This window comes from Arthrobacter sp. SO3 (assembly GCF_020532825.1).
Taxonomy (GTDB): domain Bacteria; phylum Actinomycetota; class Actinomycetes; order Actinomycetales; family Micrococcaceae; genus Arthrobacter.
This window is the reverse complement of the sequence record NZ_MQTS01000058.1, coordinates 1-12,981: the sequence shown is the minus strand read 5'-3', so window position 1 is coordinate 12,981 and position 12,981 is coordinate 1. Positions and strand designations below refer to the sequence as shown.

The following is a 12,981-nucleotide window of genomic DNA, read 5'->3' as shown; positions in this document are numbered from 1 at the left end:
CCGGCGGGTCGAGCGGCCCGGTCATGGCTGCGCCTCCGGCCGCTGTCCGTCCGCCTCTGGCGCCCCCGGAGGGGAGGCCCCCGGTTCCGGTGGCCCCGGTTCCGGCGCCCCCGGAGGCGTCTCGATCGTGGAGGTGTCTCCCTCCGGCAGGCCGAGCTCCCGGGCCTTGAGCAGCCGCCGCAGGATCTTGCCGCTGCGGGTCCGGGGCAGGGCCGTGGTGAAGTCCAGCAGCCGGGGCGCCACCGCCGGGCCGAGCCGCTTGCGGGCGAATCCGATGATTTCCAGCTGCAGCTCCTCGGAGGGCGCCCAGCCCGGACGCAGCTCCACGAAGGCCTTGACCACCTCACCGGCCACCGGGTCCGGGACCCCGATCACCCCGGCTTCGGCCACGGCCTCGTGTTCCATCAGGGAGCTCTCCACCTCGAACGGGCCGATCAGGTGCCCCGAGGACTTGATGACGTCGTCGCCGCGGCCGACGAACCAGTAGTACCCGTCGGCGTCGCGCCTGGCCAGGTCGCCGGTGAGGTACCAGCCGCCCACAAAGCAGCGCCGGTAGCGCTTCTCTTCATGCAGATAGCCGCGGAACATGGAGGGCCAGCCCGGGCGCAGGGCCAGTTCGCCGACGGTGTCCGGGTCCGTCACCAGGACCGCCTCGCCGTCGCGGACGATCGGCTTGTCCTGGGCGTCACGGGCCACGATGCCCGCTTGGACACCGGGCAGCGGCCGGCCCATCGAGCCCGGGCGGATCTCGGTGGCCGCGTAGTTGGAGATCATGATGCCCCCGGTTTCGGTCTGCCACCAGTTGTCATGCACGGGCTGGCCGAATGCCTGCTGGCCCCAGACGACAACCTCCGGGTTGAGCGGTTCGCCGACGCTGGCGACGAAGCGCAGGGCGGAGAGGTCGTGGCCCTGGGCGCGGTCCGCCCCGGCCTTCATCAGCATCCGCAGCGCCGTCGGGGCGGTGTACCAGACGGTGACGTGCTGTTCGGCGAGGATCCGGTACCAGCGGTCCGCTTCCATCTCCTCCTCGTCCACGATCGTCGTGACCCCGTGGGTCAATGGCGCGATCACGCCATAGGAGGTTCCGGTGACCCAGCCGGGGTCGGCCGTGCACCAGTAGACGTCGTCCGGGTGCAGGTCCAGCGCGGAGGTGCCGGTCGCGTGGTGGGCGGTGACGGCGTCGTGCACGTGGATGGCGCCCTTCGGGGTTCCGGTGGTGCCGGACGTGAAGTGCAGCAGGGCCATGTCCTCGGCCTGCGTCGCGGCGATTTCAGCCTCCGCCGGCGCGGCGCGCATCAGCGCGGCGAGGTCCAGTGTTCCCGGCTCCGGGTGGCCGTCGGCGTCGGTCAGCAGGACGTGCCGGAGCTCCGGGAGTGAGCCGCGGAGCTGGGCGATTTTCTTGCGGTAGAGGGCCCGGGTGGTGACCAGGGCGCGGCCGGAACCCAGCTGCAGCCGCTGCCGCACCGGCTCGGGGCCGAAGGCGGAGAACAGCGGGCAGAAGACGCTGGCGTTCTTGAGGGTGCCGAGCACCGCGATGTAAAGCGCCGGGCCGCGGCCGGTGAGCGAGAAGACCCGCTCGCCGCGGCCGATGCCGAGGCCGCGGAGCACCCCGGCGAAGCGGTTGGTTTGTTCTGCCAGTTCGGCAAAAGTCAACGAATGGCTGCTGCCGTCGGCCCGGACGAACCGCAGCGCCTCGTGACCGGCGTGCCCCCCGGCGGCGTGCCGGTCCACCGCCTCATAGGCGATGTTGACGCCGCGGCCCCCGGGCAGCCCGGACAGTTCGTGGCGGGCTTCGTCCCAGGAAAAGCCGGCACACGCCGCGTCATAGTCCACCAGGTTCGGCCGGACCCGGAAGCTGCCGACGTCCTTGGGGATGGTGGGCCAGCGGGTCGAGGGTTCCGTTCCTGCCGTCATGGTTCCATCGGACTCCCGCCCGGCAGAGGTGCCTAGAGGATAAAGGCCCGGCGGGTGCGTCCCGGCGGTCTCCGGCAGTCGGCCCGACATCTAAGCGGCCGGCGGGGGATCCGTTGCCTCCCAGCCACTAAACTGGGTGCCATGACTGCCAACAGTGCCCCTGCAGCTGACGCCGCTGCCGCCCGTGCCCGCCTGCTTGAACTGATCAAGGAGCTGGCCGTCGTCCGCGGCAAGGTCGTCCTCTCCAGCGGCGCCGAGGCCGACTACTACATTGACCTGCGCCGGATCACCCTGCACCATGAGGCTTCCAAACTCGTCGGCCAGGTCATGCTCTCGCTGCTGGACGACGCCGGGATCGACTTTGAGTGCGCCGGCGGCCTCACCATGGGCGCCGACCCGGTGGGGACCGCAGTGATGCACACCGCCGTCGACGCCGGGCGCCCCGTGGACGCCTTTGTGGTCCGCAAGGCGCAGAAGTCCTACGGCATGGGCCGCCAGGTGGAAGGCCCCTCCGTTGAGGGCCGCAAGGTGCTGGTGCTTGAGGACACGTCCACGACCGGCGGCTCCGCGCTGACCGCCGTCGAAGGCGTCCGCAAGGCCGGCGGCAACGTCGTCGCCGTCGCCGTGATTGTGGACCGCGATACCGGTGCCAAGGAAAAGATCGAGGCAGAGGCCGGTGTACCCTACCTCTTCGCGTTCGGCAAGGACGAACTCGGCCTCAGCTAGGCCGTTCGTCCCTCAGCGGACGCGTGTGGACGGTGGATTGGCTGTGATTTATCATTTTCTAGTAGCCACCAGACCCCGGAGACCATGCGCCATGCTCCTGCCCGAAAAGATCCTCGAACCCCTCAGCACCGTTGACCAGATCCAGAACCTGATCCTGGACAGCGCCGATTTCGAGGACTTCCTCAATGAACTCGCGCGGTTTTCCGCCCACCAGGTGGCGGGGGCCGGCGACGACGCCCTGTGCGGCATCACGCTGCTGCGGGACCGCAAGGCCGCGACCATCGGCTGGAGCAGCGACTCCGCCCGCGAAGTGGACGAGATCCAGTACCGGCTTTCGCAGGGCCCGTGCCTGACGGCGGCGCAGGAGGAACGCGAAGTTTACGTTCCGGACCTGTTTGATGAGGACCGCTGGGGGCCGGACTATGCCAGTGCCGTCGCTTCGCACGGCCTTCGCTCGGTACTCTCCGTGCCGTTCCATCTGCAGGGCGAGGCCCAGGCGGCACTGAACCTGTATTCGGACGTGCCGCGCAAATTCGACGGTGATGTTGCCGCCCGGGCGCGCGGCTACACCCGGGAGATCTCCCAGGCGCTGCGGCTGGCCGTCCGCTTCTCCCTGCACACGGACAGTGCCACCAACCTCCGGGCCACGCTCGAATCCCGCACGGTGATCGACATGGCGATCGGGATCGTCATGGCACAAAACCGCTGTGACCAGGAGACAGCGGTCAGGATCCTCACCGACGCGTCCAGCAACGGCAACGTCAAGTTGCGTGACATCGCCGCGTCCCTGGTCCAGTCCGTGGGCGGCACCGCGACCCGCACCCATTTCGAGGAACCCGGCCGGCGAGCAGCGGGCTGAACCGGTAGCGCCATATGACTTGTGCGCTCCTTCGGCGGCCTATACCCTGAATGAGGTTGAGCCGTCGGCCATAGACACCCTTTTTTGGAGTACCTATGGACAACTCGTTGAACGCTCAAGTTAAGCTGGACATCGCCTCGGATGTCGTCCGGATCGACGTCCGGGGAAGCCTGACGCAGCTCTCCCGCCCTACCCTGATGCAGCTGGTCTCCCGCGTCCGCCGGCTGGGCATCACATCGCACATCCGGGTGGATCTCGGCCGCGCGACCTTCGTGGAATCCGCCGCTCTCGCAGGGCTCCGCAACGACCTCAACGCAATCGACGGCGCCGCAGCACTCGTCGACACGGCCGGCGCCTTGCCCAGCTCGGCCGGTGTCTCCCTGGAACTGACCCCGTTCGTGGAAAACACCGCCGCCGCGCTGCCGTCCCTGGATCTGTCGACGGAGTTCAGCGCATCCATTGACGCCTCAGGAACGAGGCCGCTGAACGTCTACTCCGACGACGAACTGCTGGCCGCCAGTGACTCCGTCTTCGTGCTGCTGGACAACCCGGCGGACATGGCCCGCTCCCAGCTCCTCGCGACCTATGACGAAATCGGCCTGGAAATCAGCCGCCGCGACGCCGGCAACAGCAGCCTCCCGCGCGACACCGGCCGTGAAATCAGCCGCCACGATGCCGGCAACAGCAGCATCCCGCGCGCAAACGGCCGCACAATCAGCCGCCCCGAAGCGGACCGGGAACCGGAACCGGTGTAGGCAAACGCCCAGCCGCCAGACTGTGGCCGAGCTGTTATCCGGCGTCGTTTCTTATCCGTGTTCCTCCGTGGCTACGGTAGTGATGTGCCGCGTGAGCCGGAAGTTGAGGATGCGGGCGGGGCCGGCGAGGCCGACGCCCGGATGCTGCGGCATGCCGCGGAACTGAAGAGATTTTCCCGGCGGGGGTTCCTGGCCGGCGCCGGTGCCGCCTCGGTGCTGGCGGCCGACATGCTGTTCACCCGGCGGGTGCAGGCCGAACGGCGCGTCCACAAGATCCTCACGGTGCCGGACCAGACGGCCGAGAAGTACTTCCCCAACGCGAGCTGGTTCCTCTTTCCCGGCTACAAGACGAGCTGGGAGGAGGCCCAGTGGATCCTGAACGCGCTGCGCGGGGCGCTGAACAAGCGCGGCCAGCTCGCCGCCGTCGGATATTCCAATGTGGGCATCGACATCGACCAGATCGTGATCGCCATCGTCGAGCACGCCCGGGCCCACCAGCTCACCAAGTTCTACTTCTATGGCCACAGCTTCGGCGGAATGGTGGCAACCCAGGCCGCCGCCCGGCTCCGCGAGCTCCATGGCATTGAGGTGGCCTTCATCCTGCTGGATTCCAGCCCCTACGGCAAGCACGACGTGCTGGACCAAAGCTGGTTTGAGGGGGTGGTGTTCCTGTATGAGAGCGGCTTCCGGTTCCCCTCGGTGCTGCGCGGCGGCTACGAACTGGGCGAGCGGATGCTGAACAAGGACGAGCGCAGCTGGGGGCAGGTCCTGGACCAGACGATGGAACAGCTCTCGCCGATTGCCCCCTCCAGTGTGCTGATCCAGTCCGAGTCCGCCTACATCTACCACTTCGACGCAACCCGTTTCGCGGGGAAGCTGGGCGGGACCCGGATGGCCTTCATCGGCAACCCCCGCGACCGGACCGTGGATTACGAGAGCGCCCGGGACTCCTGGTCGCTGACCTTCAAGGACAACATGGCCTCGGACTCCCTGCGGACCGACGGCGCCCGGCCGGCGCACGCCAGCCCGGGCTGGAGTCCGTTTGTCTACCGCCCGATCATCGAGGAACTCGAGGACGAACTGTTCCCGCTGCCCTCCGGCGGCGGCAAAAAAACCGCCATCTGATGCGTAGGGGCCTAGATCTGGTTTTTCAGGTCCGCCACGGAGTTCAGGATCTGGTTGGGCCGGAACGGGTACGCGGCGATGTCGTCCTTATGCGTGATGCCGCTGAGCACCAGCACAGTGTGCAGCCCGGCTTCCATCCCGGCGATGATGTCGGTGTCCATCCGGTCACCGATCATCGCGGTGGTTTCCGAATGCGCGTCGATCTGGTTCATGGCCGAGCGGAACATCATCGGGTTCGGCTTGCCCACAATGTAGGGCTCCCGCCCGGTCGCCTTCGTGATGAGCGCCGCGATGGCGCCGGTGGCAGGCATCGGCCCGTCCTTCGAGGGCCCGGTGGCGTCCGGGTTGGTCGCGATGAACCTCGCGCCGCCCAGGATCAGCCGGATGGCCATGGTGATGGCTTCAAAGGAGTAGGTCCGGGTTTCGCCGAGCACCACAAAGTCCGGGTCCTGGTCGGTGAGGATAAAGCCGGCCTCGTGCAGCGCCGTCGTGAGGCCCGCCTCGCCGATCGTGTAGGCGCGGTTGCCCGAATCCGAGCCGCGGACCTGGTCCTTGAGGAACTGGGCGGTGGCCAGGGCGGAGGTCCAGATATTTTCCTCGGGAATTTCCAGGCCCGAGCTCTTCAGCCGTGCGGCGAGGTCCCGCGGCGTGAAGATGGAGTTGTTGGTCAGGACGAGGAAGCGCTTGGAGGTGTCCACCCAGCGCTGGATGAGTTCAGCGGCGCCCGGGATGGGCTGGTTTTCGTGGACCAGGACACCGTCCATGTCCGTCAGCCAGCACTCAATCTCCTGGCCGCTGCGGTACACCGATTTTGATGAACGCACTTGGTCCGCGTTGTCCCTGTGGTCTGCCTGCTGCTCCGCCATGCTGTCCTCCGCCGATAATGTGCCGATGCCAGTCCCAGTCTAATGTTGAGTCGTGACTGAACCCGAGATACCCAGCGAAACCCTTTCCGGCAGCTTGACCGCAAAAGAGGGCGGGATGACGGCCGGGACGGAGGCCGAGGCGGAGCCCAAGGCGGAGGTCGGCGTCGGGCCCTGGGAAGGCGAACTGCCGCAGGGGGAGCACTGGGATCCGGACCTCCTGGCGGACGGCGACCGGCGCAACGTGGTGGACAAGTACCGCTACTGGAAGCACGAGGCGATCGTGGCCGACCTCGACTCCAGGCGCCATAACTTTCACATCGCGATTGAGAACTGGCAGCACGACATGAACATCGGCACCGTTGTGCGCACCGCCAATGCGTTCCTCGCCAAGGAAGTCCACATCATCGGACGACGCCGCTGGAACCGCCGCGGGGCCATGGTCACCGACCGCTACCAGCACATCCGCCACCACCCCACCGTTGCGGACTTCGTGGCCTGGGCACGGGGGGAGGGGCTGGCGATCATCGGGATCGACATCTTCCCGGACTCCGTGCCGCTGGAGACCTACGAACTGCCCAGGGACTGCGTGCTGGTGTTCGGCCAGGAGGGCCCGGGGCTGTCCCCCGAGGTCCACGAAGCGGCGGTGGACACCTTGTCGATCGAGCAGTTCGGCTCCACCCGGTCGATCAACGCCGCCTCGGCCGCGGCCATCGCGATGCACGCCTGGATCCGCCGGCACGTCTTCAGCCAGCTCCCGGGGTAGCACTGCCGCGCCGGAAGCCGCCGGAACCCGCCGGAAACCCGCGCGGACACGCGCCGGGAGCCTCCAGGCGCCAAGGCGAAGCCGGATATTACAGGCCCGAGTGACCGGAAACACTGCCTCCGGCGCAGGAATGGCTAGGATGGTTCCTAGCCGACGAGGTTCACTCCAGGGTCAACCAGCCCGCAGACGAAATTCACTTTAGGAGTCAGCATGCCCATTGCAACCCCAGAGATCTACTCCGAGATGATCGACCGCGCTAAGACGGGCGGCTTCGCGTTCCCCGCCGTTAACGTCACCTCCTCCCAGACCCTTAACGCAGCCCTGCGCGGCTTCGCCGAAGCCGAATCCGACGGCATCGTCCAGGTCTCCACCGGCGGTGCCGCCTACTGGTCCGGCGCCTCCACCAAGGACATGGTTGCCGGCTCGCTCGGGTTTGCCGCGTTCGCCCGCGAAGTCGCCAAGAACTACGGCGTCAACGTCGCGCTGCACACGGACCACTGCCCCAAGGACAAGCTCGAGGGCTTCGTCCTGCCGCTGCTGGCAGCCTCCGAGGCCGAGGTCAAGGCCGGCCGCAACCCGTTCTTCAACTCCCACATGTGGGACGGTTCCGCAGAGACCCTCACCGAGAACCTGCGCATTGCCCGTGAACTGCTGGAGCGCACCGCTGCCGCCCGGATGATCCTCGAGGTCGAGATCGGCACCGTGGGCGGCGAGGAAGACGGCGTCGAAAACGCCATCAACGAGAAGCTCTACACGACCGTCGAGGACGCCCTGGCTACCATCGAGGCGCTCGGCTCCGGCGAGAACGGCCGCTACATCACGGCCCTGACCTTCGGCAACGTGCACGGCGTCTACAAGCCCGGCGGCGTCAAGCTCCGCCCGGAAATCCTCAAGGACATCCAGGAGCAGGTCGGCGCCAAGATCGGCAAGGCCAACCCGTTCGACCTCGTCTTCCACGGCGGCTCCGGCTCGTCCGAAAAGGAGATTGCCGACGCGGTCTCCTACGGCGTGATCAAGATGAACATCGACACCGACACCCAGTACGCCTACACCCGCCCGGTGGTGGACCACATGTTCCGCAACTACGACGGCGTCCTGAAGGTCGACGGCGAGGTCGGCAACAAGAAGCTCTACGATCCCCGCGTCTGGGGCGCCTCCGCCGAGGCCGGCCTCGCGGCGCGCGTCGTCGAGGCTGCCCAGCAGCTCGGCTCCACCGGCAAGACGTTCTAGGGATGTCGGACGAGTTCCGCAAGAACCTGATGGGCCCTGAGCCCACGCTCCTGCCCGCCGAGACCGAGGTCTACGCAGCGCTGGATGCGGGCCAGGAAGCCCTGGACCTGGTGGAAAAGCACCCGACCTCCTCGCTGCTCTGGGCCGTGCTGGCCGAGGAAGCCTGGAAAGAGGGCCGGACCATCGACTCCTACGCCTACTCCCGTGTCGGCTACCACCGCGGCCTGGACTCGCTGCGCCGCAACGGCTGGCGCGGCGTCGGGCCCATCCCGTGGGAGCACGAACCCAACCGCGGCTTCCTGCGCGCTTTGTATTCGCTGGGCCGCGCCTCCGCGGCAATCGGCGAGGCCGAAGAGCCGGAGCGGATCCAGAAGTTCCTCAAGGACTCCGATCCCGCCGCCAAGGCAGCCATCGAAGCCGAGAACCGCTAACCAACCACAACGCGGGGTCACTTACGGCCCATTCCACACCCTGGGATGGACCGTAAGTGACCCCGCGTTGCTTGTTAACGTGCGACGGCGGGCGTCCACCAGAAGGTGGGCGCCCGCCGCCGTTGATGCGGGTGGGCGGGGACTAGCTGGTCTTGGCCAGGCCGGTGCGCGCCATGGCGTCCGCGTAGACGGTGCCCATTTCGTCGAGGTACTGCTCCTGGCGGGCAGGCGTGCCGGCGAAGGCGCGGCCGCTGAGCGAGCGGACCTTGTAGGTCTTGAGGCCGCGGCGCCAGATCATCGGCACCTCGGTCTTGAGGAGCAGGTTAGCGAGGCGGTTGGCCTCGGTGCCGTGGGCCACGATCACTGAAGCGCGGGGCACGACGGCGAGGAACTTCAGCAGCGGCTTCAGGCCGGCGGAAATCTGGTCCGGCGTGAACTTGCCGTTCGGCTCGCCCGGGACGTACCAGGGGTGGACGTTCCACGGCATCACGAACTCCGGGCGCAGGCCCAGCTTCCACTGGACGCCGAGCAGGCGGGTGGCGGCTTCTTCGTCCCCGGCGGTGATGAAACCCGACTCGTCCTCGGTTCCGATGTTGGAGAAGAGGCTGATGATGCGGCACTCGTCAACGTCGTGCATCGGGTCCACATAGGGGACATTCATGCCAGCTTTGGTTGCCTGCAGCGTGTCGCACAGCTCGTTGACTGCCGCGACGCTAGGTTCGTAGCGGCGGCTCAGAAGCTGTTCGCGGGAATTTTCAGTGGCCAAGGCTGTCATATATTGCTGAGTCTCCTGCGGGTTTGGTGAAGCTGCCAGACCGTACGTGGGCACGCCGAGCACCGGGGCACGTTAAGTACGGTGTGGTTTGAAAATGTGGTGTGGACCGATTCCTGGTCGATCCTTACTAGTCTATCAAGCCCCGCGAAATGCCGTTCCCGCGGAGGGACCGCTACCAGAGCCGCGCGGTGGCGCGGCGGGCGCCCTCTCCCAAGGATTCCAGCTTGGCAAAGGCGATTTGGGGGTGCACCCGGCCGCCGAGACCGCAATCTGTGGAGGCAATCACATTTTCGCGGCCCACCAGTTCGGCGAAGCGTACGATCCGGTCGGCCACCAGGTCCGGGTGCTCGACGACGTTGGTGGCGTGGGAAACGACGCCGGGGATGATGACTTTTCCGTCGGGGAGCTTGGTGTCCTCCCAGACGCGCCATTCATGCTCGTGGCGGACGTTGGCGGCCTCGAAGGAGTAGCCGCCCGCATTGATCTGCAGGACGGAACCGATAATGTCCGCGAACGGGATGTCCGTGGTGTGCGGGCCGTGCCAGGAGCCCCAGCAGACGTGCAGCCGGATCTGGTCCTGCGGCAGGTCGCGGAGCGCCCAGTTGGTGGCCTCAACCCTGAGCTGGATGAATTTGAGATAGTCGGCCAGGCTCGGTTCCGGGTTGATCTGGTCCCAGCTTTCGGCCAGCGACGGGTCGTCCAGCTGGACCGTGAGCCCGGCGTCGATGATGGCCTTGTACTCCTCCCGCATGGCGTCGGCGCAGGCGTAGAGGAGTTCCTCATCCGTCTTGTAGTACTCGTTGGCGACGCGGGCGCAGGAGCCGGGGGACAGCGAGGCGACGAAGCCCTCGGACAGGCCGGCGGCGGCCAGGCCGGTCTTGAGGTTGGCGATGTCCGAGCCCACGAGGTCCTGCCCGGTGTAGCGCAGCGGGCCGGCGATCTTCGGCTGCGTGACACTCTTGCGGTGCGCCAGGATTCCGGAGGACGGATCGTTGTAGGCCTCGTTGAACTTCTGCCGGTCGCGCCGGTCCGGGAAGGAGGTCAGCACGATGTTCCCGGGTGTGGAGCGGTGCACTGCGGCGTCAGCCCAGCGGTCCACCTCCGTCGGCTCAAGGCCGCCGAGCCGGCTGAAGGAGTAGTTCCACCATGCGCCGTAGTCCACCGAGCTGGACATGGTGTGCCCGTATTCGCCGTCGTTGGGGACATCGATGCCGAGGTCCTTCTGGCGCCGGACGATGTCCACCACGGAAGTTTCCAGCAGGTCCAGGAACTCGGGGGTGATGCCGTCTTTTTCCTTGGCCTCGTTCGCCGCGATGAGCTCGGGGGTGCGGGGCAACGAGCCGGCATGGGTGGCGCGGATATGGTCGGTGTTCTGCTGCACGGGGGCGCTTCCTTTCCATCGGTCCTGGCGGTAGCACCCTTGGCCGTCACAATGCTGTGTCCGGGCAGGTTGCTGCGGCGTCAATGGTCCAGGTCCCTCGGCCGCTCGGGATGGTCACCTCCCACTTAATTCGACCGCGCGCCCCCGCGCAAGCCGATCCGACGAAGTTCCGCTGGCTGGACACCGGTTCGCGGCGCAGCCGACCTGCCCGGTCCCCGCAAAGCCGGCGGGAAGTCCATTGGATGGTCAAATGAGTCGCCGCCACCGCGATCGGCTAAACTTGGGTGGTAAGAGCCCCGAACTCTGGCGTTGATGGTAAGAGCACAGCGGTAGATCCGGGGCGTTCTCATGAACGGCGCTGAGCTCCGGTGACCACCCTGGTGAATCACACGGACTTCGGCCCGAACGAATGGGGGAGGATCCCATGCCAGCAATCGTGATCGTCGGAGCCCAATGGGGCGACGAAGGCAAAGGTAAGGCCACTGACCTGCTTGGTGGCCGAGTCGACTACGTCGTCAAGCCCAACGGCGGCAACAATGCCGGGCACACCGTCGTCGTAGGCGGTGAGAAGTATGAGCTCAAGCTCCTTCCGGCCGGCATCCTGAGCCCCAACGCGGTTCCGATTATCGGCAACGGCTGCGTGGTGAACCTTGAGGCGCTGTTCCAGGAGATCGACGGCCTGGAAGCCCGCGGCGCCGACACCTCCAAGCTGCGGGTCTCCGCCAACGCCCACCTCGTGGCGCCCTACCACCAGGTCCTGGACAAGGTCACCGAGCGGTTCCTCGGCAGCCGCGCCATCGGCACCACCGGCCGCGGTATCGGCCCGGCCTACATGGACAAGGTGGCCCGCCTCGGCATCCGCGTCCAGGACGTCTTTGACGCCTCCATCCTGCGCCAGAAGGTCGAAGGGTCGCTGCGCCAGAAGAACGAACTGCTGGTCAAGGTCTACAACCGCCGCGACATCGAGGTGGACGAGATCGTGGAGTACTTCCTATCCTTCGCCGAGCGCCTCCGCCCGCTGGTCATCGACAGCACCTATGTCCTGAACACCGCGCTGGACGAGGGCAAAGTGGTCCTCATGGAGGGCGGCCAGGCCACGTTCCTCGACGTTGACCACGGCACATACCCCTTCGTGACCTCCTCGAACCCGACCGCCGGCGGCGCCTCCGTGGGCTCGGGCATCGGCCCCACCCGGATCTCGCGCTCCATCGGCATCATCAAGGCGTACACCACCCGCGTGGGCGCGGGCCCGTTCCCCACGGAACTGTTCGATGAGATGGGCATGTACCTACAGAAGACCGGCGGCGAGTTCGGCGTCAACACCGGCCGCCCGCGCCGCTGCGGCTGGTACGACGCCGTGCTGGCGCGCCACGCCTCCCGGGTCAACGGCTTCACGGACTACTTCGTCACCAAGCTGGACGTGCTCACGGGCATCGAGCAGATCCCGGTCTGTGTGGCCTACGACGTCGACGGCGTCCGGCACGATGAAATGCCGATGACGCAGACCGAGTTCCACCACGCCAAGCCGATCTTCGAGTACTTCGAAGGCTGGACCGAGGACATCACCGGCGCCCGCACCCTGGAAGACCTCCCGGAGAACGCCAAGAACTACGTGCTGGCCCTTGAGAAGCTCTCCGGCACGCGGTTCTCCGCGATCGGCGTCGGCCCGGACCGCGACCAGACGATCGTGATCAACGACCTGATCAATGACTGATACTGACTGACGCGCTCATCGCGGCGCCCGACGGCGGCGGGTCACCTGGAAGGGTGGCCCGCCGCCGTTGCTCGTCCGGTGGAAAAAGAAACTTCCAAGCCGTGCGTAACCTTTTGGGGCACCCCAGCGATTACTCCTTTGTAAGCGCCGCCGGAGCCTGGACCCCCCCATCGGATTTCCGGCCGACCTTCCACTGAACGCGCGGGCTGTTGCCAGCCTCCATCGGGCCGCAGCCGGCTTTCACCCAAAAACAAAGGATGTACGTTTCTTATGAAGAGTGTTAGCAAGACCACCAAGATTGCTGTCGGCGCCGCGATTCTCGCTGTCGGAGGGTTCTCCGGCATCGGCCTGGCCAACGCGGCCCAGGTTTCGAACACCCAGCAGGCTGAAGTGAGCCCCGTTACGCCCGCCGTCCCGGCAACCCCTGCGGTCCCGGCGACTC

At 66.8% G+C, this 12,981-nt stretch carries 12 protein-coding genes and 1 riboswitch; of the genes, 8 read left to right on the top strand and 4 right to left on the bottom strand.

What is annotated here, in order from left to right:
* Positions 1 to 21: 21 nt before the first annotated feature.
* Positions 22 to 1,914: an acetate--CoA ligase gene (gene acsA, locus BJQ90_RS06300; protein WP_226759448.1), complete on the bottom strand. Its 1,893-nt coding sequence runs from the start codon at positions 1,912 to 1,914 to the stop codon at positions 22 to 24.
* A gap of 141 nt (positions 1,915 to 2,055) precedes the next feature.
* Between acsA and pyrE the strand changes: the two genes are divergently transcribed.
* The 4 genes from pyrE to BJQ90_RS06280 all read left to right on the top strand — a co-directional run bounded on the left by pyrE (position 2,056) and on the right by BJQ90_RS06280 (position 5,379).
* A complete protein-coding gene (gene pyrE / locus BJQ90_RS06295) occupies positions 2,056 to 2,640 on the top strand; it encodes an orotate phosphoribosyltransferase (protein ID WP_226759447.1) in 585 nt (194 codons plus the stop codon).
* Positions 2,641 to 2,731: 91 nt separating this feature from the next.
* On the top strand, positions 2,732 to 3,499 hold the full coding sequence (locus tag BJQ90_RS06290; protein WP_226759446.1) for a GAF and ANTAR domain-containing protein: 768 nt from the start codon (positions 2,732 to 2,734) through the stop codon (positions 3,497 to 3,499).
* A 107-nt stretch (positions 3,500 to 3,606) separates the two neighbouring features.
* A complete protein-coding gene (locus BJQ90_RS06285; RefSeq protein ID WP_226759445.1) occupies positions 3,607 to 4,254 on the top strand; it encodes a hypothetical protein in 648 nt (215 codons plus the stop codon).
* Between the two features lie 84 nt (positions 4,255 to 4,338).
* On the top strand, positions 4,339 to 5,379 hold the full coding sequence (locus tag BJQ90_RS06280; protein WP_413463646.1) for a thioesterase domain-containing protein: 1,041 nt from the start codon (positions 4,339 to 4,341) through the stop codon (positions 5,377 to 5,379).
* 11 nt (positions 5,380 to 5,390) lie between these two features.
* Here the strand turns inward: BJQ90_RS06280 and BJQ90_RS06275 are convergent, their stop codons facing one another.
* Positions 5,391 to 6,245, bottom strand: coding sequence for an HAD-IIA family hydrolase (locus tag BJQ90_RS06275; RefSeq protein ID WP_226759444.1), 855 nt, complete (start codon positions 6,243 to 6,245; stop codon positions 5,391 to 5,393).
* A gap of 115 nt (positions 6,246 to 6,360) precedes the next feature.
* Here BJQ90_RS06275 and BJQ90_RS06270 point away from each other — a divergent pair, with 115 nt between their 5' ends.
* The 3 genes from BJQ90_RS06270 (at position 6,361) to BJQ90_RS06260 (ending at position 8,669) form a co-directional block, all read left to right on the top strand.
* Entirely contained in the window at positions 6,361 to 7,008 is a 648-nt protein-coding gene (locus tag BJQ90_RS06270; RefSeq protein ID WP_226759495.1) for a TrmH family RNA methyltransferase, read from the top strand.
* A 210-nt stretch (positions 7,009 to 7,218) separates the two neighbouring features.
* Positions 7,219 to 8,238 (top strand): class II fructose-bisphosphate aldolase, encoded by a 1,020-nt coding sequence (gene fbaA / locus BJQ90_RS06265; RefSeq protein WP_226759443.1) that lies wholly within the window; start codon positions 7,219 to 7,221, stop codon positions 8,236 to 8,238.
* A 2-nt stretch (positions 8,239 to 8,240) separates the two neighbouring features.
* Positions 8,241 to 8,669, top strand: coding sequence for a DUF3151 domain-containing protein (locus BJQ90_RS06260; protein WP_226759442.1), 429 nt, complete (start codon positions 8,241 to 8,243; stop codon positions 8,667 to 8,669).
* Positions 8,670 to 8,811: 142 nt separating this feature from the next.
* Here the strand turns inward: BJQ90_RS06260 and BJQ90_RS06255 are convergent, their stop codons facing one another.
* Entirely contained in the window at positions 8,812 to 9,444 is a 633-nt protein-coding gene (locus BJQ90_RS06255) for a uracil-DNA glycosylase (RefSeq protein WP_226759441.1), read from the bottom strand.
* Positions 9,445 to 9,616: 172 nt separating this feature from the next.
* Positions 9,617 to 10,825, bottom strand: coding sequence for a cobalamin-independent methionine synthase II family protein (locus BJQ90_RS06250; protein WP_226759440.1), 1,209 nt, complete (start codon positions 10,823 to 10,825; stop codon positions 9,617 to 9,619).
* A 12-nt stretch (positions 10,826 to 10,837) separates the two neighbouring features.
* A riboswitch (SAM riboswitch) is annotated at positions 10,838 to 10,942 on the bottom strand.
* 307 nt (positions 10,943 to 11,249) lie between these two features.
* Here BJQ90_RS06250 and BJQ90_RS06245 point away from each other — a divergent pair.
* A complete protein-coding gene (locus BJQ90_RS06245; protein ID WP_226759439.1) occupies positions 11,250 to 12,539 on the top strand; it encodes an adenylosuccinate synthase in 1,290 nt (429 codons plus the stop codon).
* The last annotated feature ends 442 nt before the right edge of the window (positions 12,540 to 12,981 follow it).